The following is a 21,041-nucleotide window of genomic DNA, read 5'->3' on the forward strand; positions in this document are numbered from 1 at the left end:
TTCTTACTTGTTAGCTAAAATTTGATTTAGCAATTTAATGCCAATCCCATTTTGATCTTTAGCCGATAGCTGAACAGGTTCTGAGATAGGCCACTCAATTGCTAATGTTTCATCATCCCATTTAATCGAGACTTCAGCACTCGGGTTATAATAATCAGTACACTTATAAACAAATTCAGCTTCGTCACTGGTTACATAGAAACCATGAGCAAAACCTTCAGGAATCCACAATTGGCGCTTGTTTTCAGCAGAAAGATATTCACCTACCCATTGACCAAAGGTTGGAGAATTTTTACGGATATCAACCGCTACATCAAACACTTCACCAGAAACCACACGTACTAGCTTGCCTTGGGTGTTTTCCGTTTGGTAATGCAAACCACGTAAAATCCCTTTTTTAGATTTTGAGTGGTTATCTTGCACAAACTGGGTTGGCTTGCCTGTGACTAACTCTTCAAAACGCTTTTGGTTCCACGTTTCCATAAAGAAACCGCGCTCATCACCAAATACCGTTGGCTCAATGATTTTTACATCAGGAATTTTCGTATCAATAACTTTCATAGTGTGAATTACTTATAAGCTTGAATATTGTTTAAAGCCGCCTGCCAATCACTTGGTTTAATACCAAATTGATTTTCGATTTGTGAACAGTTTAATCGTGAGTTAGCTGGGCGTTTGGCTGGCGTTGGGTATGCCGATGTTGGAATAGAAGAAAGCTGTGGCTGCTTAACCAACACGTTATGTTGTTCTGCGGCTTGGAATATGGCTGACGCAAAATCAAACCAGCTGGCGTATGGCATGCCAGAGAAGTGATAAACACCCCATTGAGGTTGGTTGCCCTGCTCAATAAATTGCACCATCGCAATCAACGCGTCGGCAATGTCACCCGCATAGGTTGGGCCGCCAAACTGGTCACCCACAATGCTTAGCTCGTCGCGGCTTTGCGCTAAACGCAGCATGGTTTTTACAAAGTTATTGCCATGTTCACCAAAAACCCAAGCGGTGCGTAAAATCAAATGCTGTGGGCAAGCTTCTGCTACTGCTTGTTCTCCCGCCAGTTTACTTTGCCCGTAAACACCTTGCGGCCCTGTGCTATCACTTTCTTGGTAGGGCTGTTCACCCGTTCCGTCAAACACATAATCGGTAGATATGTGCAGCATCACAGCACCACACTCTTTGGCAGCTTGTGCCAAATAAAGTGGTCCATCACGGTTAATGGCGTAAGAAAGGTCAACTTCTTGTTCGGCACGGTCAACAGCGGTATGCGCTGCCGCGTTGATAATGTAATTAGGCTTGAACTCAGCCACCGTGTTTAGCACGGCTTCACGGTTAGTAATATCTAGCCCTTCGTAATCTAAAGCCAATACCTCAGCTTGAGTTTTTAAACGCTCAGTCAGGCAATGCCCCACTTGGCCGTTACATCCGGTAATTAAAACTTTCATTCTACTTCCTGCTTATTTAATTAACGAATGTAAGTACTGACCATAGCCATTTTTCAGCATAGGTTTGGCAATCGTTTCTAATTGTTGGTTGGTTAGCCAACCGTTGCGCCAAGCAATTTCTTCTAAACAAGCCACTTTCAAACCTTGCACATTTTCAATGGTTTGAACAAAAGAAGAAGCTTCGTGTAAGCTTTCATGGGTGCCAGTATCTAACCACGCAAAACCACGGCCTAATAACTCTACATTCAGTGAACCATCATTGAGGTACATTTCATTTAGGGTGGTAATTTCTAGCTCGCCACGTGCAGAGGGCTTCACTTGTTTTGCCATTTCTACAACGCGGTTATCGTAAAAATACAAACCCGTAACTGCGTAGTTTGATTTCGGCTTAAGCGGCTTTTCTTCAATGGAAACGGCTTTCATGTCTTGGTCGAACTCAACCACACCAAAACGTTCAGGATCTTTCACCTGATAGCCAAATACCGTTGCAATGCCTTGAGAAGTCAGCTCGCAAGCACGCTTCAATTGTTTACCGAAAGACTGACCATAGAAAATATTGTCACCCAACACCAAACACGCAGAATCATTACCAATAAACTCTTCACCAATGATAAACGCTTGCGCTAAACCATCAGGGCTTGGCTGTACAGCGTATTGCAGGTTAATACCAAAATCGCTGCCATCACCCAGTAAACGTTTAAAGCTGTCGTTATCTTCCGGAGTGGTGATAATAAGAATGTCGCGAATGCCTGCTAACATCAGCGTTGAAAGCGGGTAATAAATCATCGGTTTGTCGTAAACCGGTAACAACTGTTTAGATACACCACGAGTGATCGGGTATAAGCGTGTGCCAGAACCACCAGCAAGAATAATCCCTTTCATCAATTATTCCCCTGCACCTAAACGTTCCATGCTGTAAGAACCGTCTAATACTCGGCTCCACCATGTTGTGTTGTTTAAATACCACTCAACGGTTTTGCGAATGCCGCTTTCAAATGTTTCTTGCGGTTTCCAACCCAACTCACGCTCAATTTTCGAAGCATCAATAGCGTAACGAACATCGTGACCTGGGCGGTCTTTTACGTAGGTGATTAAGTCTAGGTATTGAGCAACGCCTTGTGGCTTGTTGGGTACCAATTCTTCAAGCAGTGAACAAATTGTTTTCACCACTTCAATATTTGCTTTTTCGTTATGGCCGCCAATGTTGTAAGTTTCACCCACAGCCCCTTCTGTCACTACTTTGTAAAGTGCACGAGCATGATCTTCTACAAATAGCCAATCACGAATCTGCATACCATCGCCATACACTGGCAATGCTTTACCATCCAAGGCATTGAGAATCATCAATGGGATCAGTTTTTCAGGGAAATGGAACGGGCCGTAGTTGTTAGAACAGTTGGTTACAATCGTCGGTAAACCGTAGGTACGTAGCCATGCACGTACTAAGTGGTCGCTGGAAGCTTTTGAAGCAGAGTATGGAGATGAAGGCTCGTAAGAGGTCTCTTCAGTGAACAAATCGTCTGTGCCTTCCAAATCACCGTATACTTCATCAGTAGAGATATGGTGGAAACGAAATGCTGCTTTTTTATCGCTATCAAGTTGGTTCCAGTAGCTGCGAGCCGCTTCCAGTAGGGTGTAAGTGCCTACAATATTGGTTTCAATAAATGCCGCTGGGCCATCAATGGAACGGTCAACGTGCGATTCCGCCGCTAAATGCATCACAGCATCTGGCTTGTGTTGGTTAAACACGCGGTCTAGTTCAGCGCGGTTACAAATATCTACTTGTTCAAATGTGTAACGCTCATTATCAGCAACACTTTCTAAAGATTCCAAGTTACCAGCATAGGTCAACTTATCAACGTTGATTACGCTATCTTGAGTGTCATTAATAATATGGCGAACCACTGCTGAACCAATAAAGCCAGCACCGCCAGTCACTAAAATTTTCATTTATTTCCCTTGATAGAATTCTTTGTACCACTTGACGAACTCAGCCACGCCTTCTTTCACATTTACACTTGGTAAATAGCCGGTGGCTTCAAACAGCGCACTGGTATCTGCATAGGTCTGGTAAACATCACCTGGCTGCATCGGCATGAAGTTCTTTTTCACTTCAATGCCTAATGAATCTTCTAATGCTTGTATGTAATCTAATAATTTAACTGGCTTACCGTTACCAATATTATAAACCTTGTAAGGTGCAGAGCTGGTTGCAGGTGAGCCGCTCTCAACTGTCCATTGTTCATTCTTTTCTGGCACAACATCTAAAATTCGAATAATGCCTTCGACAATGTCATCAATGTAAGTAAAATCTCGCTGCATATCACCATGGTTGTATACATCAATCGCTTCACCATTGACGATTTTCTTGGTGAACTTAAATAGCGCCATATCTGGGCGACCCCACGGCCCGTAAACCGTAAAGAAGCGCAAGCCTGTGGTAGGAATGCCATAAAGGTGAGAATAGGTATGCGCCATCAGCTCGTTTGACTTTTTCGTTGCCGCATACAAAGACACAGGGTGATCAACCGAATCATCGGTACTGAATGGGGTTTTGCCGTTTAGGCCATAGACTGAACTGGACGAAGCATAAACCAGATGCTTCACTTTATTGTGACGGCAGCCTTCTAAAATATTAAGGTGCCCTATCAGGTTACTGTCTGCATAAGCGAGTGGATTATCAATCGAATAACGAACGCCAGCTTGCGCAGCTAAGTGTACAACACGGTCAAACTGCTCTTGCTCAAATAACGCTGGCACGGCAACTCTATCGGCAATATCCATTTTTACGAACTTGAAAAGCGGATGTTTGATACGTTCTAAGCGAGCGTATTTAAGATTAACATCGTAGTAGTCGTTTATATTATCAATACCAACGACATCGTGCCCTTGTTCAGTTAAACGCTCTACAACCGCACTACCAATAAAACCAGCAGCACCAGTGACCAGTATTTTCATGCTTTCCCTATCCACACTTAATTGAATCTTTTTTATTTGTTTACAAGCGAATTTTTGACATGCTACCGCCCTTAGGTTTCGCTCCTAAATTGCGCATAGCTGCCGGTTAAAATTGTTGCATACTTCAAATTGTCGGCAGAGTTTATACCAAAATAGTTTCAGGTGCGAACAAATGTAGGACAGCATTCTATTCATGCATTGTGTCAATAAGTAAACAACCATTTCACGCCAGTAAGACGAAATTCGTATCTTAATAAGGTTATTAGCATTTATGTTTACAGTGAAGTAGACCCGCACAATTTAACAGCAAAAAATGTGGAATTTTCTTACAAAGCAAGCAGGGAATGCTTATGGTCATTAAAATACCACCTCCCCTTATTGCAAGAGAAGGTGGTATGGTTTTAAAGCAAGAATTTAGCCCATTCCGAAACAACAGCCGTTAAACAAACATTGGCAGCGAACCGCTTTGACTATTTGCTTACCCAACTCTAAATGAGTGGGCTTACGCTGCTGGTAAAGCGTGTCAATTTCAATGAAAATTCGCGCGTTACGTAGCATTGAATGCAGTAGGTTCTTCTCACTGATATTAAGCCGCTGACAAATTTCCACGATGGGGGTTGGTTGAGGATAATTCTCCACCAACAAATCTAACAACTCTCGCGTTCGCCCTTGCGCGGTGTGGGTTCTCGCCTGTAGCACTCGTCTTTCTGTTTCAACTAATAACAACCCTTCCATTTTCTAACCCTCATTTCCGAGACTTATGCTGTTGAAGCATGTTTTGAATATGATCTTCAATTGAATGTTTGTGCCCACTCTGTCGGTATTCTTCGATGATGCGATCAGCCGCTCGTATGGAACCGGAGTGCGTTGAGTGTTGTTGCAAATACGATTTGCGATTTTGCTCTGCGTTTGCTTTGCGCCTTAGCCAGCCATTCACAAAATGCCCTAATTGTTCCACTGGCTTGCGTTTGTCTTGATTCACATACAGCCAAGCTCGCATTGCGTTCAGTTGTTCAAGCACATTCACACTTGGGTAGCTTTGTTGCAGAAGTTGATAAAACTCCTGATAGATGGGCCAATCTCCCTCTTGGCTTGGCAAGTAAATCACCACCTGTTTTGGCTGTTGCTGTTGTGGATGTGGTTGTGGGGGCGTGATGGGCGCTGATTTGCACACCTCTTGAAGATCTTTTTCTATTTGATCTTTTATGTGTGCAGAATGTGCACTCTCTGTAAGTGCAAGTTTGTCACCCTCCCGCGTGTAGCTATGGTCTTGCTCGATATGGCAGTTATCAGGGATGCGCAGTTGATACAGATTGCTGCGTTGACGGCCTTTCTTGTCAAAGCGTTGAATTCGGGAGAGAAAGCCATTCTGCTCGAGAATTTTGAGGTGACTTTTTACCGTTCGTAACGATGTTTCACAGTGCAGGGCAAGGTATTCACAGGAAGGGAAGCAGATGCCATGACCGTCTGCGTTGTGTGCAAGTTTTAATAAAAGCAACTTACTGATTGGGGAACCGGTTTTCACCGCCATAAATGAAGATATCAATTGTAGGCTCATCGATGCTCCTTATTCGCAATTCTGAGCCTTAACCTAAGCAAACCAAAGTGAGTTAGGGTTCCCACCACCAATTTGTTTAGCAGTGCTTATTTGTAGTTTTTCGAAGCAAATTCTGTTTCTTCACTGAGAAAATTTTACAATCAAACATCGCTACGTGCTTCCACTCTCAAAATATTGAATAACCGCATGTTTTTCTCATTTTCGCCACCCTGACCAGCAAGGTTCATTTACCGTAATGGCGAAATATCAATTAGGAGGATGTTTTCACTTTAATTCCCCATCATAGGAGAACCATTTATGTGTTTAACCATGCGGCGTTTTATTGCGGTTTACTCCCCTTCAACCGCCAGTGTAGAAACTCAGCAACAAACCAGCTTGTTTGTACTCCCAGAACAAGAATTTGGTGAATATATCAGCTTGCCGACTTTTCTAGGCCAATTAGCGTTAGCCAGACGGACTTTCCCTATCGGCTATTCCCTCGCATACCTACGTTACATTCATACCCAGCCCAATTATTTCCGCTTTTTGCTTGAGTGGTTAAGACGCCAAATGCAACCCAGCACGCTAAACGCCCACCAGCAAACCGCGATTTCGCTTACTTGTTTGTATCTGCTGTTGTACCAAGGACAAAAAGCCAGTTGCCAGCAAGCGCTAGCGGTTTATGGCTTCAAAAACTCACCGTCTCAGCCTGTGGAATCGGGGGTGGATTGGGTCGTCCTACTGAACCAGCATTTGGAAACACAACTGACGTTGTTTTTCGACAAGCTCAGTGAAAGCACCCGAGCTTAATTGCTTCCCCTCTTTTTTAGGGGAGATCCCATCTTTCTCCTCCCCTTTTCAAGGGGAGGTTGGGTGGGGTTATTTCATTTGCGCTTTATTGGTTGTGGCTAGTTCAGTGAAAGCACCCCCTCTAACTCCCCCTTCATAAGGGGGAGAACCAAGAGCTAATCACTTCAACGAAGGAGAACTCGAAGCAAATCACGTCAACAACTGGAAAACCAAGAGTAAGAACCATCACAACTAGAGAGGTTTTATGACTCAACAACATCAACCAATGTGGATAACGGTACATTGCAGTGCAACACCACATTCGATGGACATAGGCTGTAGCGAAATACGCCGCTGGCATTTACAAAGAGGCTGGCAAGATATCGGCTATCACTATGTGATTCGACGAAATGGAACCATTGAACAAGGACGCCCACTACTACAACAAGGGGCTCATGTGACGGGCAATAACAAAGGCAACATTGGAATATGTTTAGTGGGTGGCTGTGACAACAAACAGAAGCCGCAAGATAACTTCACCTTAGCGCAACGTAAGTCTTTGTTTACTTTGATTGAACAGCTACAGCAGCAATACAACATCGATGACAAACATGTTACCGCTCACTCACAGTGGAATAGCAGCAAAGCCTGCCCTGTTATTGTGATACAGAGTGAAGCAGAACGTCAGGAAGCCAACTCACTACTAAGGGAAAATGTATGAGTCTATTTGAGCGCATATTTGGTAGCCAAAAGTTGTTAGAAAAAGGCTTAGACACTCTGACCCAAACTGGAGATGCCATGTTTTTTACCGACGAAGAGAAATCTCAATACAAGCTAAACCTGCTGAAAGCCTACGAACCGTTTAAGTTAGTACAGCGCTATATCGTACTGCTATTTACGGTGCCTTACGTGGGGCTGCATGTCTGTGTCATTCTAGGTTGTATGCACGGTTTGGAATGGAAAACGTTAAGCGTGATGATTAATGATGCGTTTGGCTATCCCGTTCTGGCAGCCGTGGGGTTATATCTGACTGGTGGGGTGTTTAATAAAAAGTAGAGGCTCAAAGCACCTCCCCTTTTAAGGGAGGCTGGGTGGGGTTATTTTACTTGTGCTTCATTGGTTACGGCAAGTTCTGTGAAAGCACCCCCTCTAACTCCCCCTTCATAAGGGGGAGAACCAAGAGCAGAACACTTCAACAGCAGGAGAACTAACAGCGAAAATTAATCCTCCTCCCCTTTTCAAGGGGAGGCTGGGTGGGGTTATTTCACTTGTGCTTCATTGGTTACGGCAAGTTCTGTGAAAGCACCCCCTCTAACTCCCCCTTCATAAGGGGGAGAACCAAGAGCGAGCTACCTCAACTACAGGGGAACTCAAAGCGAGCAATTTTGATTTCATTGGACAGATAGCAAGCGGACTTAACACTCCTCCCCTTTTCAAGGGGAGGTTGGGTGGGGTTATTTCACTTGTGCTTCATTGGTTGTGGCAAATTCGGTTTAAATGACTGAGCATCCCCATTCTGGGTAATGTTTACGCACGTAGGCGTTAAGTTCTTTTTCTGCTTGGGTATATTCACGCGCTGTTGTTTGCGCTTGTTGGCTACCGTTCAAAGATTCAATCATCCCTGCACCTACGGTCACATTGGTATGGCGGTCAATGATAATAAAGGAACCCGTTTGTGGCAGTTTTCGATATTCATCCATCGGCATTGGTTCGGTAACACTGATGGTCGCCATAGCAATTTCATTGAGCTCTAGCGTTTCAGCATTCTCAGCATGGTGCTCCAGTGTATTCACATCCACTTTGTATTCGATGGACGACACTTTACCAACCGATGTTTTGGTCGCAAATTTGAAGAGGTATTCTTTTCGCGTGCGCATAGACGTTTCATCCATCCACACCACATGAGCCTGACACTCTTTCAACACTAATGGCTCATAACCGGTATGAACCAACATATCACCACGCGAGACATCTATCTCATCTTCAAGAGTAAGTGTAATGGCCTGCCCTGGCTGTACCGTTTGCAGTTCACCGTCATAGGTATAAATAGACTTCACTTTCGAGGTTTTCCCCGAAGGAAGCGCCGTCACTTCATCACCTACTTGCACAATACCTGATGCCAATGTGCCGCAGAAACCACGGAAATTTAGGTTGGGACGGTTAACGTACTGCACAGGGAAACGCATATGCTCTAAATCTTTATCCTTATCCACTTTTACCGTTTCCAGTAGCTTCATCAACGTGGCACCTGGATACCAATCCATTTTTTCACTCGGGGTGACGACGTTATCGCCTTTCAGTGCTGAAATAGGTACAAAGCGAATATCATCGATATCGAAGCCTTTCGCCATTTCACGAAAGTCAGCTTTGATTTTTTGATACACATCCTGACTGTATTCCATTAAGTCCATTTTGTTGATGGCAACAATGATGTGCTTAATGCCTAACAGTGAACAAATATAACTGTGTCGACGAGTTTGCGTTTGAATACCACGACGAGCATCTACGATAACAATCGCCAAATCACACGTTGACGCACCCGTTACCATATTGCGGGTGTACTGTTCGTGCCCTGGGGTGTCCGCAATAATGAATTTACGTTTATCCGTCGAGAAATAGCGGTAGGCAACATCAATCGTGATGCCTTGTTCGCGTTCAGATTGCAAACCATCAACCAATAGCGCCAAGTCAAACGCTTCATCTGTGGTATTAAATTTTTGCGAATCTTTTTCAATCGCGGCCATTTGGTCTTCATAGATGAGCTTTGAGTCAAATAACAAACGACCAATCAAAGTGGACTTACCGTCATCAACGTTACCGCAGGTTAAAAATCGCAGTAAATCTTTGTTTTCATGCACTTTTAAATAAGCTTCAATATCTTGTGCAATCAGTTCTGAAGAGTGAGACATAAGAATCCTTTCTACTTAGTAAACCGTTAAGTTAAACAACTCATCTAAAAGCATCACTTTGAATCCAATAAACCGCCGCTACTATTTGCGATATTGAGAAACTAAAGAGGCAATAAAATGGTCGACTTCATTGCTAGGAAGTTGGTTAATTCCCGCGGCAGCTTTACGTCCACCACCCGTTGCAAACTGGCAGCAAAGTTCATCTGCTCCGGTGCGATTATTTAATGGCGCACGCACACTGACGGTATAATCGAGCCCGTTGGGATTGAGCGTCAGCACTGCATGAGCTTTATCTGGATTATTATTGGCGAGCTCATTACCAAACACGCCACTAATACGGCGCGCCCAACGCTCAGTCGGCAATTCATACACTTCGCAGATGTCATCACTGTAGACAGGCTTTATTTCTAAGACATTAGCGTAATCAAGCTGATAGCCCTGTTTCAGGGTGAAATACGGTGATTGAGGATCATCCATCAGCTCAAATGGATTTTGATACGCGGTTAACTGCTTAAAAAGCTCCGCAGGTTCGATATGTAAATCACTGATATCTGAACCGTAGCCGTTGTAATTAATCAGTGTTCCTAATTCTTTTAGATAGAGTGTGGCTTGCTCAGAGAGACCAGCTTGCTGAGCCATGCTTGTTGCGACTTTATCTAGGTTGTCACCAAAAGCGGCAGCGATAGCCCAATCGCTGTACTTACCACCTAGAATGTGATTTATCAGCAAACTGGTACAGACTTCAGCATCGGTATCAATCACCGCTGTTAATTGCGCAGAAGTTGGAATTTCTCCGGAGCGGTGATGATCACAATAGAAAACATCGAGATTACGTTCTAGTAACTGGGTTAAGCCCGCTTTGTTCGATTCCATCGAGATGTCTAAAACTGTCACGGAGGTCATATCCTCAGCGTTAGCGATTTTATCGAGTAGCTTGATGTCTCGTTTTACCCCCGTGATCAATTTGCTGATTTTAGGGTCGTGCAAGCGCAATTGTAATAGCGCAATAATGCCGTCGGCATCTCCGTTAAAAACATCGTAATGCATTAAATATACTCGCGTTTTATCAATTGTTGGATGATTTGCTCAGCGCACTCCGCTACGCTTTTATCCACCGTTTTGATATGAATGTCTGGGTTTAAAGGCGCTTGATACTCTGAATCAATCCCCGTGAAATGTTTAATTTCCCCTGCCCGCGCTTTTTTATACAAACCTTTTGGATCACGCTGTTCACACACTTCGAGAGGTGTATCGATAAATACTTCTAGAAAACAGCCATCTACAAGCATAGCGCGTACCTGCTCACGATCTGAAATAAATGGTGAAATAAACGCGGTTAACACAATCATACCCGAGTCAACAAACAGCTTTGCCACTTCGCCGATACGACGAATATTTTCGACTCTGTCTTGATCAGTAAAGCCCAGATCTTTATTTAATCCATGGCGAATGTTATCCCCATCGAGCAAATAACTGTGTTTGCCCAAGTCCAGTAATTGGCTTTCAACAGCATTCGCCACCGTTGATTTACCTGAACCGCTTAATCCCGTAAACCAGAGCACTACAGGCTTTTGCTGTTTTAGTTTTACTCGGTCTTGATGGGTTACCGTTGTGTTGTGCCACACGATATCATCGCTGACTGAGTCATGTTTTTTTCTTTGATAGGTCATAATTTTTTATTAATCATCTGTTTTTTAATACGTTAATTTATCAAGGCGCTTCCCCCCTCTAACGCCCCCTCATCTGCTGTCACTTAGTCACAAGTCTTTACTCTTCCCCTTTCGAAGGGGAGATACCATAGTTCTCCTCCCCTTTTAAAGGGGGAGATACCATCTTAACTCCTCCCCTTTTCAAGGGGAGGCTGGGTGGGGTTGCTTTCACCGTACTTAATAAGATTGCGATTATTAATAAGTTCAGTGCACTTAAACCCCCTCTAACTCCCCCTTCGTAAGGGGGAGAACCAACAGCATGCCGAACCAGCTAAAACGGAAAAAACACAGGAATCGAAGCGATTGCGACCGTGCTGTAAGTTAGCGACACTTTCCATCCTGTTTTAATAAAGTCTTTAAAGGTATAACCCCCCGCGTTCATCACCATAAGGTTGGTTTGGTAACCATAAGGGCTGATAAAACACGCACTGGCCGCGTAAGCGACAGCCATAACAAATGGCATGAAGCTGACCGAGTATATCTGCGCAAGGGTAATACCGATTGGCAACATGATGGCCGCCGCCGCAGTATTGGTGATAACTTCGGTCAGCAGCATGGTTATCACAAAAATAACGGTTAATGAGATATAAGGTGAAACATCGCTACCTAGACACTGATAAATCTGATTGGCAACCCAACTGGCAAGCCCTGAATTGGTGAATGCTTGAGCGAGAGAAAGCGAACAGATTAAGATCAACCATAAATCAAACGGGAAGCGGCGGCGGATGGTTGTTCCATCAATAACCTGGCTTGCAATCAATATACCGATGTAAAACACCAAACATTCCAACAACGTCAGCGAACTGCATAGCGACGTAACGATAGCCGCTATAAAGCCACCAATTGCAATCCAATTTTGTATCGGACTGTACGGCTGTTGAACTTGTTTACCTGAAATAAAGAAGAAATTGCGACTCAAATTCTGCCGCTTGCTAAAATCGCTACCTACCGCCAAGACGAGTTTGTCGCCTGCTTGAATTTTTTGTTCACCTAATTTTCCTGACAGCCTCTGACCTTCACGGCTAATCGCCACCACTGCGGCATCAAAACGCGAGCGAAAATCGGTGCTTTTTAAAGTACGATTAATCAATACCGATTCGGGGCTTACGATAACTTCCGTTAAGTTAGTTTCAAGCAGATGGCTGGAATCGGCAAAAACCTCCACCCCATCTAAGTGCTGTAACTGTCCCACATGCCTGACATCGCCAGTAAAGATTAACTTGTCTTGTGCGAGGATGATGGTTTCGGGTGTCACTGGTGATATCAGTTTATTATCACGCACGATTTCCGCCAGAAACAGACCATCTAAGGCGCGTAATCCATTTTGCCTAACGCTGTTGCCAACTAATTTACTCTGCGCTTGAACCTCTGCATCAATAAAGTATTGAGCAAACTGTAGGTTGACGTTTTCGGTGTCCTTGAGCGTTCTCACGCTTAACGTTATTGCAATGCCAACGGTGAACAACAAAATCAAACCTACAGGGGTAAAGGTGAGAAAATTCAAATGACCCAGTGCGCGATCTTCTAATAATGCGTTCACGACTAAGTTGGTTGATGTACCAATTAAGGTGAGCGTACCGCCTAAAATGGCAAAATAGGAGAGCGGAATAAGCAGCCTCGAGGAAGGATGTTCCTGGTTTCGTTGCACGCTGGCCATAAACGTCGCTACAACCGCCGTGTTGTTTAAAAACGCAGAACTCATTGCAGCACTGAGGCCTAAGCGAAAAATCGTCGCTTTAAAACTGGGTAAGAAAATTCGGCTCGACAACCATGGCATAATGGCTGAACGTTCAAGTGCTAACGACGCAACCATCAACAGTATCAGCGTTAATACTGAACGGTTTGTGACATTATTGAGCACTTCAACTTGTTTAATTTCACCAGTGACATACAGACAAGCCGCAGCTAAAGGAAACAAAGCCGTTGCTTTCATTTTTGAAAAAATGAGCGCAGCAAGTAGCACAATAATAACTAATGCGGTTGTCAGCATAACTAAAACCTAAACGTCTTTAAAAATAGCCTTCGCGTTTTTTCTTCTCCATTGACCCCGAGGAATCGTGGTCAATAGCACGCCCCTGACGTTCTGATGTAGTGGTCAGCAGCATTTCTTGGATGATTTCAGGTAAGGTTGTCGCTTGCGATTCAACGGCACCAGTGAGTGGGTAGCAACCGAGCGTTCTAAAACGGACCATTTTTTGCTCTACAACTTCGTCGTCTTTGAGCTGCATGCGGTCATCATCGACCATGATCAACATGCCATCGCGTTTCACCACAGGACGCAGTTTGGATAAATACAAAGATGGGATTTCAATATTTTCTAGATAGATATATTGCCAGATATCGAGTTCCGTCCAGTTGGACAGAGGAAAGACGCGAATACTTTCGCCTTTATTAACTCGACCATTATAAATGTTCCAAAGCTCTGGACGTTGGTTTTTAGGGTCCCAACGGTGATGCTCATCTCTAAATGAATACACACGCTCTTTAGCGCGTGATTTTTCTTCATCACGGCGAGCGCCTCCAAAAGCGGCATCAAAACCGTATTTGTCTAGAGCCTGCTTCAACCCTTGGGTTTTCATGATATCGGTGTGCTTCGAGCTACCATGCACAAACGGGTTGATGTTCATCGCCAAACCGTCGGGGTTTTGGTGGACAATTAACTTCATTCCCAGTTTTTTAGCCATGTAATCACGAAACTCAATCATTTCTTTGAATTTCCAAGTGGTATCAACATGCATTAAAGGAAATGGGGGAATTCCGGGAGCAAACGCTTTTTTGGCTAAATGCAGCATGACTGACGAGTCTTTACCCACTGAATACAGCATTACTGGATTATCAAACTCAGCCGCAACTTCACGCATGATGTGAATAGATTCCGCTTCTAACTGCTTTAGGTGAGTCATTTTTTCAGACGTTATTTTCATAATATTTTTATTGGTCATTCCATTAAATGAAGGCAACTTTCAAGTTCAATCCATGACGACCAGCGTAATTAATACCCCACGTTTACCTCAGCAAAGAAAGGTAAAATCACAGCTAATCTAAATTTAAAGTAGTTCATTTTTTATTATTCTGTTAGTGAAGAGAGAAAAAATTTACTTACAGAACAAATAGAAACCTCAACCACAACTAAAAGGCAGATGAGATTCTTTACAACAGCCTTTATCAATTTCGGAGTTTATCCATTTCGGAGTAGTGACAATTGTTGGGAAGCGGTTTGAGGCAACCAGCTGGTCAAGAACTCATCAATCGCTATCTTTTCATTTTCTCATTCTCACTTCTGAGATTTTTCGGTTAATTTGGAGCGGAACAATAGATACCAAGATTTCGTTCTTTTACTCCTCCCCACCTTGAAAAGAGCTATTAGTTCTCCCCCTTATCAAGGGGGAGTTAGAGGTGGTGCTTTCACAAAACTTATCACAACTGATGAAGCTTCCGTGAAATAACCCCTCCCAGCCTCCCCTTGAAAAGGGGAGGAGAAAGATGGTATCTCCCCTTCGAAACGAATGACGCAGACATCAAGCGTGATATACTCAATAAATATTGGGTTAATCACCCATCAAACTGATTTGTATTGAGGATTTTTCTATGATCATCGTAACTGGTGGCGCTGGCATGATTGGCAGCAATATTGTTAAGGCTCTGAATGCGCGCGGTATTAATGACATTTTAGTGGTCGATCACCTAAAAAATGGCCGAAAATTCCAGAATTTAGTCGACCTTGATATTACCGATTACATGGATCGTGATGATTTCCTTACGCAAATCATGGCGGGTGATGATTTTGGTCCTATCGACGCTATTTTCCATGAAGGTGCTTGCTCTGCGACCACTGAGTGGGATGGCAAGTACATGATGCTCAACAACTATGAGTATTCAAAAGAGCTTCTTCATTACTGCTTAGATCGTGAGATTCCATTCCTTTATGCATCATCGGCAGCCACTTACGGTGAAACCGATACTTTTGTTGAAGAGCCTCAATATGAAGGTGCACTAAACGTGTACGGTTACTCTAAACAGCAGTTTGATAACTATGTTCGTCGTCTATGGGCAGATGCTGACGCACACGGTGAAAAACTGTCTCAAGTGACGGGTTTCCGTTATTTCAATGTGTACGGTCCACGAGAGCAGCACAAAGGTTCTATGGCATCGGTTGCTTTCCACCTAAATAACCAAATGAACGCTGGTGAAAATCCAAAATTGTTCGCAGGCAGCGAGCACTTTAAGCGCGACTTCGTCTACGTGGGCGATGTAGCGGCAGTTAACCTATGGTTTATGGAAAATGGTAAGTCTGGCATTTTCAACCTAGGCACAGGCAATGCGGAATCTTTCAACGAAGTAGCAAAAGCCGTTATCCAGTATCACGGTAAAGGTGAAGTGGAAACCATTCCATTCCCTGAACACTTGAAAGGTGCATATCAAGAATTCACTCAGGCTGATCTAACCAAATTGCGTGCTGCAGGTTGTGATCACACCTTTAAAACAGTCGCTGAAGGTGTGGCTGAATATATGACCATTATCAACAAATAATTAATAGGCAAAAACAATATGAAAATAGCCGTAGCAGGTACAGGTTATGTCGGCCTGTCCAATGCCATGCTGCTTGCGCAGCATCATGAAGTCGTTGCGCTAGACATTATTCAAGAAAAAATCGACATGTTAAATCGTCGCGTATCGCCGATTGTCGATAAAGAAATTGAACAGTTTCTGACGGAAAAAGAGCTTAACTTTACCGCTACTGCAGACAAGCAGTTGGCTTACAGCGGTGCTGAGTTTGTCATTATCGCCACTCCAACTGACTACGACCCTAAAACGAACTACTTCAACACTTCTTCTGTTGAAGCCGTTATTCGTGATGTGATGGCGATTAACCCAGATGCAGTCATGGTCATTAAATCGACCATTCCTGTTGGCTACACAGAAAAACTTAAGCAAGAATTCGAGTGTAACAACATCATTTTCTCGCCAGAGTTTTTACGTGAAGGTAAAGCGTTATACGACAACCTTTATCCATCTCGTATTATCGTTGGTGAGCGCAGTGAACGCGCACAAACCTTTGCTAACCTATTAGTTGAAGGGGCCATCAAACAAAACATTCCGGTACTGTTTACTAACTCTACCGAAGCTGAAGCGGTGAAACTGTTTTCGAACACGTATCTTGCGATGCGTGTTGCCTACTTTAATGAACTTGATTCATACGCTGAAGTGAATGGCTTAGACAGTCGTCAAATCATTGAAGGTGTTGGCTTAGATCCTCGCATTGGTAATCACTATAACAACCCATCGTTTGGCTACGGTGGTTACTGTTTACCAAAAGATACTAAGCAGCTACTCGCGAACTATGATGAAGTACCAAACAACATCATAGGTGCAATTGTTGACGCCAACCGCACGCGTAAAGATTTTATTGCTGACGCAGTGCTAAAACGCCAACCAAAAGTGGTGGGTATCTACCGCTTGATCATGAAAGCAGGTTCGGATAATTTCCGCGCATCTTCTATCCAAGGCATTATGAAGCGCATTAAAGCGAAGGGTGTTGAGGTTATCGTTTACGAACCAGTACTGAAAGAAGAGACCTTCTTTAATTCGCGCGTGATTAATGATTTGGAAGCCTTCAAGCAAGAAGCGGATGTGATTGTGTCTAACCGCCTAGCCGACGAGTTAAAAGATGTCGCAGACAAAGTCTACACTCGTGACTTGTTTGGTAGTGATTAATCAACACTGGGTGGTTCTCCCCCTTATCAAGGGGGAGCTAGAGGGGGTGCTTTCACAGAACTTGCCACCACAAATGAAGCTTCAGTGAAATAACCCCACCCAGCCTCCCCTTCAAAAGGGGAGGAGAAAGAGCTATTGGTTCTCCCCCCTCATCTGAGGTGGAGAACCAAAAGACAAATACTTATCTATTTGAGACTAAGAGACTGTTGATAAGGAAGAAAATCAGAAACACTCATCTTGAACATCATTTCCGTCACCGCACAGACGGGTTCTCCCACTTACGGTAAGCTGATATACTAAAAGGCAGTATACCCGCAAATTACCTGAGCTTTTTATGTCTTCAACACGTAATGACTTTGACCCATCAGCTTATCACCCAACCTTTGAATGGCACTTTCTCGCGCCAAAATATTGGGGAACTTGGTTCATATTGTTATTGCTTGTTCCAATTGCCCTTCTACCTGTCCGTTTTCGTTATTGGGTTTCAACCAAGGTCGTTCGTAAGCTAATAAAACAGCGCAAGAGCACTACGCATACAGCATGGGTCAATTTGGAGATGTGCTTTCCGGAAAAATCCGAGCAAGAGCGTGAAGAGATTCTTTTCCAAACTCTAGTGACAGCGGGCGTCTTTTTAACCGGCTTTAGCCTTGTGACGCTACGCAATAAAAAATGGCTGGAAAAACAGTGTGATTTACGTGGTGTCGAGCATATCCATCAGGTAATTGAACAAGGTCATAATGTCATTTTGCTGGCACCTCATACCTGGGCTATCGACATTCCGGCCGTATTGCTTGCTTCACGAAATTTACCGGTTGCCGGTATGGCAAAAAAACAAAGTAACGAAGTTATTGACTGGCTAATGCATCGCCAACGCGTTCAGTACGGTGGCCGCGTATACGAACGCAGTGGTGGTATCAAACCTTTTATCAAAGCGATTCGTGATGGTTATTTAGGTTATTATCTGCCAGACCAAGATCACGGTCGTGAACAAAGTATCTTTGTCGATTTCTTTGCTGCGACCAAAGCGACTCTCCCCGGACTTGGCAAACTGGCTAAAGTCAGTAAAGCGGTGATTATTCCAATCTATGCCATGATAGATGCCAAAACCGGTCGCTATATTGTAAACATTTATCCGCAACTTGCCCCATTCCCAACCGGTAGTGAAGAGCAAGATGCACGTGCAATGAATGCTTTTATAGAAGAGCAGGCTACGATGTATCCTGAGCAGTATATGTGGATTCTAAAATTACTGAGAACTCAGCCTGATGGTAAGAACTACTACAAACTTGCCAAACAAAAGATGTCATCGAAATAATTTTAACGATTTAACTTCTGTGAAATAGCCACAGATCAACGAAGAAGCTCAGTATGACTACAGCAGAAAAAGCCTTAATTATTGGTCCGTCTTGGGTAGGCGATATGGTGATGTCGCAATCTTTCTACAAACGTTTGAAAGAGCGTAACCCACAGATGCAGATTGATGTGTTAGCACCAGGCTGGTGTAAACCGATTCTAGAGCGCATGCCTGAAATCACTGAAGCTATTGAGATGCCTGTCGGTCATGGTAGTTTTGACCTTAAAACACGTTATACCATCGGCAAGATGTTGGCAAAAAAACACTATACACACGCCTATATTCTGCCAAATTCGGCCAAATCGGCATTAATTCCACTGTTTGCCGGTATTAAAAAGCGAACGGGTTGGAAAGGTGAAATGCGTTATGGCTTGCTCAATGACCTTCGCCCGAACAAAAAAGATTTCCAATATATGGTTGAGCGTTATGTGGCGCTGGCTCATCCGAAAAGCGAGATGAAGAATTCATCGTCATTAGGCGGTCTTGAGCTGTTACCTAAGCCATCTTTAAGTGTAGATAAATCAGTACAGCAGAGCACGCTCAACAAATTTAACCTCTCTTTGGATAGCAAAGTACTGGGACTCTGTCCGGGCGCAGAATTTGGCCCAGCGAAAAAGTGGCCGGAGCACCACTATGCTCAGGTCGCTGAGTCACTTTGCCAGCAAGGCTATCAGGTTTGGTTATTTGGCTCGCAAAAAGATGTCGACGCGTGTAACAACATACGTCAGCAAGTATCTGAATCATATCAAAAGCAAATCTTTGTTTTAGCCGGTAAAACCAGCTTAATAGAAGCGGTGGATTTACTCGCAGCGTGTGAAACGGTGGTCAGTAATGATTCAGGATTAATGCATGTCGCTGCCGCTGTAGGTTGCCAAGTGGTGGCTGTTTATGGCTCGACTTCTCCTAAATACACCCCACCGTTAGCGGAAAAAGTGGAGATAGTTCATACTGATATTGAATGTCGCCCTTGCTTTAAACGCGAGTGCCCACTAGGGCATTTAAAGTGTTTAAAAGAGCTGGATGCTAAGCAAGTAATTGACAGTATTGGTCATTTTAATTCTTAATTTTGTGGGGAATGGAGCGCGTTGCTGTAAATCTATCGGGTGCTTTAATCAAAAAGACGTTCCCTCTATGGTTTGCTTATGCCAAAGCCAAAGTGTTTGCTGCCAAGCTCAAACAACAGGAAGCAAAAGATAGCAAGTTTGGCGCTCCAGCCATTGTAAATCAGTATCTCGAACAGTTCGTAGGAAACTCTCAGTAATGATTCGTTTGCTATACACATTATTGCTCGCCTTGCTGGCGCCTTTTTTATTGTATTCGTTGTACAAAAAGAAAGAAGGCAAACCGGCTTTTGGTTCTCGCTGGAAAGAGCATTTCGGCCAAACACCAAAGTTGCTCACCGAGCAAAAGCCGCTTTGGATTCATGCAGTTTCGGTTGGTGAGTCAATAGCTGCTATTCCTATCATTCACCAGTTGAAGCAGCAGTTTCCCGATCTCCCCATTTTAGTCACCACCACCACCAGCACTGGTGCGCAGCAAATCGAGAAGCTAGGCAATTTGGTGGAACATCGCTATATGCCACTGGATTTTTCTTTTGCGGTAAAAAGGTTTATCCATACGGTTAAGCCGCAAGCCTTTCTGATCATGGAAACTGAGTTGTGGTTGAACACGCTACATACTGTATCAAAAGCAGGCATCCCGATTGTGTTAGTCAATGCTCGCCTGTCTGAAAAGTCACGCAACAACTATCGTAAGATCCAATCTGTGTTTAACTTGTTGGCGCAAAAACTCGATCTGATTCTTTGTCAGCATGGTTCCGATGCGGAACGCTTCATTTCACTTGGGGTTGCATCAAATAAGGTTCACATTACGGGTAGCGTTAAATTTGATGTCCATGTTTCTGATGAGATAAAAGCGAAATCGCAACAACTGAGAGCGTTTTTAGGTCAGCAAAGGCCTATTTGGATAGCGGCCAGCACCCATCCGGGTGAAGACGAACAACTGTTTTCCGTTCACCAACAGATATTGAAATCGTTGCCTAATGCGCTTCTGATCATAGTACCAAGACACCCTGAACGCTTTGATTCGGTGGCGCAACTTGCGAGTGGCCGTTATCAATTCAAGACGGTGACTCGTAGCAGCCAGATTGCCGTATCTGCTGAAACTCAAGTTTATGTTGGCGATACTATGGGTGAAATGCTAATTCTAATCGGTGCTGCTGATGTCTGCTTCATGGCGGGTAGCCTGATTGGAGATAAAGTAGGTGGACACAATGTTCTGGAGCCCGCCGCACTAGGCAAAGCAACCATCACTGGCCCAAGTTACTTTAACTTTAAAGAGATTGTAGAAGAACTGACTCGCCATCAAGCAGCCTTGGTCATTGATGATCAACAGCAGCTGATTGATACACTCAGCCGCCTGTTTGCCGATGAGCAATATCGAGAGTCGATTGGCAATAGTGCCAAGCAGTATATTGAGAGCAATAGCGGTGCGAAGAATCGCATTATTGAGCAAATCGCTAGGTTACTTGTCTAGCAACTTGAAACCATACACTAATTCATTGATCCCTGAAGCTCCACCGAACCATCCATGGCTCGGTGGGTTTGTTTATTGGCGCCCACTCACTGA

Annotated in this window: 21 protein-coding genes; 9 read left to right on the forward strand and 12 right to left on the reverse strand. The window is 43.9% G+C overall.

The features are described from left to right. Positions 1–3: 3 nt before the first annotated feature. From rfbC to G5S32_RS13960, 7 genes are all read right to left on the reverse strand, one after another. Positions 4–561 carry a dTDP-4-dehydrorhamnose 3,5-epimerase gene (gene rfbC / locus G5S32_RS13930; protein ID WP_165312521.1) on the reverse strand — a complete coding sequence of 186 codons (558 nt, stop codon included), beginning with the start codon at positions 559–561 and terminating at the stop codon, positions 4–6. Positions 562–569: 8 nt separating this feature from the next. Next, positions 570–1,442: a dTDP-4-dehydrorhamnose reductase gene (gene rfbD, locus G5S32_RS13935; protein ID WP_165312522.1), complete on the reverse strand. Its 873-nt coding sequence runs from the start codon at positions 1,440–1,442 to the stop codon at positions 570–572. 12 nt (positions 1,443–1,454) lie between these two features. Continuing rightward, the gene (rfbA, locus tag G5S32_RS13940; protein WP_165312523.1) at positions 1,455–2,324 is read right to left on the reverse strand and encodes a glucose-1-phosphate thymidylyltransferase RfbA; all 870 of its coding nucleotides are present in this window, start codon (positions 2,322–2,324) and stop codon (positions 1,455–1,457) included. Positions 2,325–2,327: 3 nt separating this feature from the next. Beyond that, on the reverse strand, positions 2,328–3,392 hold the full coding sequence (gene rffG / locus G5S32_RS13945) for a dTDP-glucose 4,6-dehydratase (RefSeq protein ID WP_165312524.1): 1,065 nt from the start codon (positions 3,390–3,392) through the stop codon (positions 2,328–2,330). Further along, positions 3,393–4,400, reverse strand: coding sequence for an NAD-dependent epimerase (locus G5S32_RS13950; RefSeq protein ID WP_165312525.1), 1,008 nt, complete (start codon positions 4,398–4,400; stop codon positions 3,393–3,395). It abuts the gene before it with no gap. A gap of 414 nt (positions 4,401–4,814) precedes the next feature. After that, positions 4,815–5,135: a hypothetical protein gene (locus G5S32_RS13955; protein ID WP_165312526.1), complete on the reverse strand. Its 321-nt coding sequence runs from the start codon at positions 5,133–5,135 to the stop codon at positions 4,815–4,817. A 10-nt stretch (positions 5,136–5,145) separates the two neighbouring features. Further along, complete coding sequence (locus G5S32_RS13960) at positions 5,146–5,958, reverse strand: helix-turn-helix domain-containing protein (RefSeq protein ID WP_165312527.1); 813 nt, start codon at positions 5,956–5,958, stop codon at positions 5,146–5,148. Between the two features lie 297 nt (positions 5,959–6,255). Here G5S32_RS13960 and G5S32_RS13965 point away from each other — a divergent pair, with 297 nt between their 5' ends. The 3 genes from G5S32_RS13965 (at position 6,256) to G5S32_RS13975 (ending at position 7,782) form a co-directional block, all read left to right on the forward strand. After that, the gene (locus G5S32_RS13965; RefSeq protein WP_165312528.1) at positions 6,256–6,747 is read left to right on the forward strand and encodes a hypothetical protein; all 492 of its coding nucleotides are present in this window, start codon (positions 6,256–6,258) and stop codon (positions 6,745–6,747) included. 244 nt (positions 6,748–6,991) lie between these two features. Continuing rightward, the gene (locus tag G5S32_RS13970; RefSeq protein WP_165312529.1) at positions 6,992–7,447 is read left to right on the forward strand and encodes an N-acetylmuramoyl-L-alanine amidase; all 456 of its coding nucleotides are present in this window, start codon (positions 6,992–6,994) and stop codon (positions 7,445–7,447) included. Further along, the gene (locus G5S32_RS13975; RefSeq protein WP_165312530.1) at positions 7,444–7,782 is read left to right on the forward strand and encodes a hypothetical protein; all 339 of its coding nucleotides are present in this window, start codon (positions 7,444–7,446) and stop codon (positions 7,780–7,782) included. The genes G5S32_RS13970 and G5S32_RS13975 overlap by 4 nt, the downstream gene beginning before the upstream one ends. Positions 7,783–8,219: 437 nt before the next feature. Here the strand turns inward: G5S32_RS13975 and cysN are convergent, their stop codons facing one another. From cysN to cysD, 5 genes are all read right to left on the reverse strand, one after another. After that, complete coding sequence (gene cysN, locus G5S32_RS13980) at positions 8,220–9,635, reverse strand: sulfate adenylyltransferase subunit CysN (protein ID WP_165312531.1); 1,416 nt, start codon at positions 9,633–9,635, stop codon at positions 8,220–8,222. A gap of 81 nt (positions 9,636–9,716) precedes the next feature. After that, entirely contained in the window at positions 9,717–10,682 is a 966-nt protein-coding gene (locus G5S32_RS13985; RefSeq protein WP_165312532.1) for a DHH family phosphoesterase, read from the reverse strand. After that, the gene (gene cysC, locus G5S32_RS13990) at positions 10,682–11,305 is read right to left on the reverse strand and encodes an adenylyl-sulfate kinase (protein ID WP_165312533.1); all 624 of its coding nucleotides are present in this window, start codon (positions 11,303–11,305) and stop codon (positions 10,682–10,684) included. The genes G5S32_RS13985 and cysC overlap by 1 nt, the downstream gene beginning before the upstream one ends. Before the next feature lie 310 nt (positions 11,306–11,615). Then, positions 11,616–13,334, reverse strand: coding sequence for an SLC13 family permease (locus G5S32_RS13995; RefSeq protein WP_165312534.1), 1,719 nt, complete (start codon positions 13,332–13,334; stop codon positions 11,616–11,618). Positions 13,335–13,353: 19 nt separating this feature from the next. Further along, the gene (cysD, locus tag G5S32_RS14000; protein ID WP_246201020.1) at positions 13,354–14,268 is read right to left on the reverse strand and encodes a sulfate adenylyltransferase subunit CysD; all 915 of its coding nucleotides are present in this window, start codon (positions 14,266–14,268) and stop codon (positions 13,354–13,356) included. Positions 14,269–14,932: 664 nt separating this feature from the next. On the opposite strand from cysD, the gene rfaD reads away from it, so the two are divergent. From rfaD to waaA, 6 genes are all read left to right on the forward strand, one after another. Continuing rightward, on the forward strand, positions 14,933–15,874 hold the full coding sequence (gene rfaD / locus G5S32_RS14005; protein WP_165312535.1) for an ADP-glyceromanno-heptose 6-epimerase: 942 nt from the start codon (positions 14,933–14,935) through the stop codon (positions 15,872–15,874). An 18-nt stretch (positions 15,875–15,892) separates the two neighbouring features. Beyond that, on the forward strand, positions 15,893–17,059 hold the full coding sequence (locus G5S32_RS14010; protein WP_165312536.1) for a nucleotide sugar dehydrogenase: 1,167 nt from the start codon (positions 15,893–15,895) through the stop codon (positions 17,057–17,059). Between the two features lie 334 nt (positions 17,060–17,393). Then, positions 17,394–18,374 (forward strand): lauroyl-Kdo(2)-lipid IV(A) myristoyltransferase, encoded by a 981-nt coding sequence (lpxM, locus tag G5S32_RS14015; protein WP_165312537.1) that lies wholly within the window; start codon positions 17,394–17,396, stop codon positions 18,372–18,374. A 53-nt stretch (positions 18,375–18,427) separates the two neighbouring features. Further along, positions 18,428–19,477 (forward strand): lipopolysaccharide heptosyltransferase II, encoded by a 1,050-nt coding sequence (waaF, locus tag G5S32_RS14020; RefSeq protein ID WP_165312538.1) that lies wholly within the window; start codon positions 18,428–18,430, stop codon positions 19,475–19,477. Between the two features lie 11 nt (positions 19,478–19,488). Next, complete coding sequence (locus G5S32_RS14025) at positions 19,489–19,674, forward strand: hypothetical protein (RefSeq protein WP_165312539.1); 186 nt, start codon at positions 19,489–19,491, stop codon at positions 19,672–19,674. Then, entirely contained in the window at positions 19,674–20,948 is a 1,275-nt protein-coding gene (gene waaA / locus G5S32_RS14030; protein WP_165312540.1) for a lipid IV(A) 3-deoxy-D-manno-octulosonic acid transferase, read from the forward strand. The genes G5S32_RS14025 and waaA overlap by 1 nt, the downstream gene beginning before the upstream one ends. The last annotated feature ends 93 nt before the right edge of the window (positions 20,949–21,041 follow it).

Origin of the sequence: Vibrio ziniensis (genome assembly GCF_011064285.1) — a bacterium.
In the GTDB taxonomy this organism is placed as follows: Bacteria; Pseudomonadota; Gammaproteobacteria; order Enterobacterales; family Vibrionaceae; genus Vibrio; species Vibrio ziniensis.

Bases quoted from the DNA above. Each gene is read 5' to 3' on its own strand.
- G5S32_RS13985 (WP_165312532.1), bottom strand. From the start codon at position 10,682: ATGCATTACGATGTTTTTAACGGAGATGCCGACGGCATTATTGCGCTA.
- waaA (WP_165312540.1), top strand. From the start codon at position 19,674: ATGATTCGTTTGCTATACACATTATTGCTCGCCTTGCTGGCGCCTTTT.
- G5S32_RS13965 (WP_165312528.1), top strand. From the start codon at position 6,256: ATGTGTTTAACCATGCGGCGTTTTATTGCGGTTTACTCCCCTTCAACC.
- G5S32_RS14025 (WP_165312539.1), top strand. From the start codon at position 19,489: ATGGAGCGCGTTGCTGTAAATCTATCGGGTGCTTTAATCAAAAAGACG.
- rfbA (WP_165312523.1), bottom strand. From the start codon at position 2,324: ATGAAAGGGATTATTCTTGCTGGTGGTTCTGGCACACGCTTATACCCG.
- G5S32_RS13960 (WP_165312527.1), bottom strand. From the start codon at position 5,958: ATGAGCCTACAATTGATATCTTCATTTATGGCGGTGAAAACCGGTTCC.
- cysD (WP_246201020.1), bottom strand. From the start codon at position 14,268: ATGAAAATAACGTCTGAAAAAATGACTCACCTAAAGCAGTTAGAAGCG.
- rfaD (WP_165312535.1), top strand. From the start codon at position 14,933: ATGATCATCGTAACTGGTGGCGCTGGCATGATTGGCAGCAATATTGTT.
- G5S32_RS13950 (WP_165312525.1), bottom strand. From the start codon at position 4,400: ATGAAAATACTGGTCACTGGTGCTGCTGGTTTTATTGGTAGTGCGGTT.
- G5S32_RS13975 (WP_165312530.1), top strand. From the start codon at position 7,444: ATGAGTCTATTTGAGCGCATATTTGGTAGCCAAAAGTTGTTAGAAAAA.
- lpxM (WP_165312537.1), top strand. From the start codon at position 17,394: ATGTCTTCAACACGTAATGACTTTGACCCATCAGCTTATCACCCAACC.
- rfbD (WP_165312522.1), bottom strand. From the start codon at position 1,442: ATGAAAGTTTTAATTACCGGATGTAACGGCCAAGTGGGGCATTGCCTG.
- G5S32_RS14010 (WP_165312536.1), top strand. From the start codon at position 15,893: ATGAAAATAGCCGTAGCAGGTACAGGTTATGTCGGCCTGTCCAATGCC.
- cysC (WP_165312533.1), bottom strand. From the start codon at position 11,305: ATGACCTATCAAAGAAAAAAACATGACTCAGTCAGCGATGATATCGTG.
- rfbC (WP_165312521.1), bottom strand. From the start codon at position 561: ATGAAAGTTATTGATACGAAAATTCCTGATGTAAAAATCATTGAGCCA.
- G5S32_RS13955 (WP_165312526.1), bottom strand. From the start codon at position 5,135: ATGGAAGGGTTGTTATTAGTTGAAACAGAAAGACGAGTGCTACAGGCG.
- G5S32_RS13995 (WP_165312534.1), bottom strand. From the start codon at position 13,334: ATGCTGACAACCGCATTAGTTATTATTGTGCTACTTGCTGCGCTCATT.
- waaF (WP_165312538.1), top strand. From the start codon at position 18,428: ATGACTACAGCAGAAAAAGCCTTAATTATTGGTCCGTCTTGGGTAGGC.
- rffG (WP_165312524.1), bottom strand. From the start codon at position 3,392: ATGAAAATTTTAGTGACTGGCGGTGCTGGCTTTATTGGTTCAGCAGTG.
- G5S32_RS13970 (WP_165312529.1), top strand. From the start codon at position 6,992: ATGACTCAACAACATCAACCAATGTGGATAACGGTACATTGCAGTGCA.
- cysN (WP_165312531.1), bottom strand. From the start codon at position 9,635: ATGTCTCACTCTTCAGAACTGATTGCACAAGATATTGAAGCTTATTTA.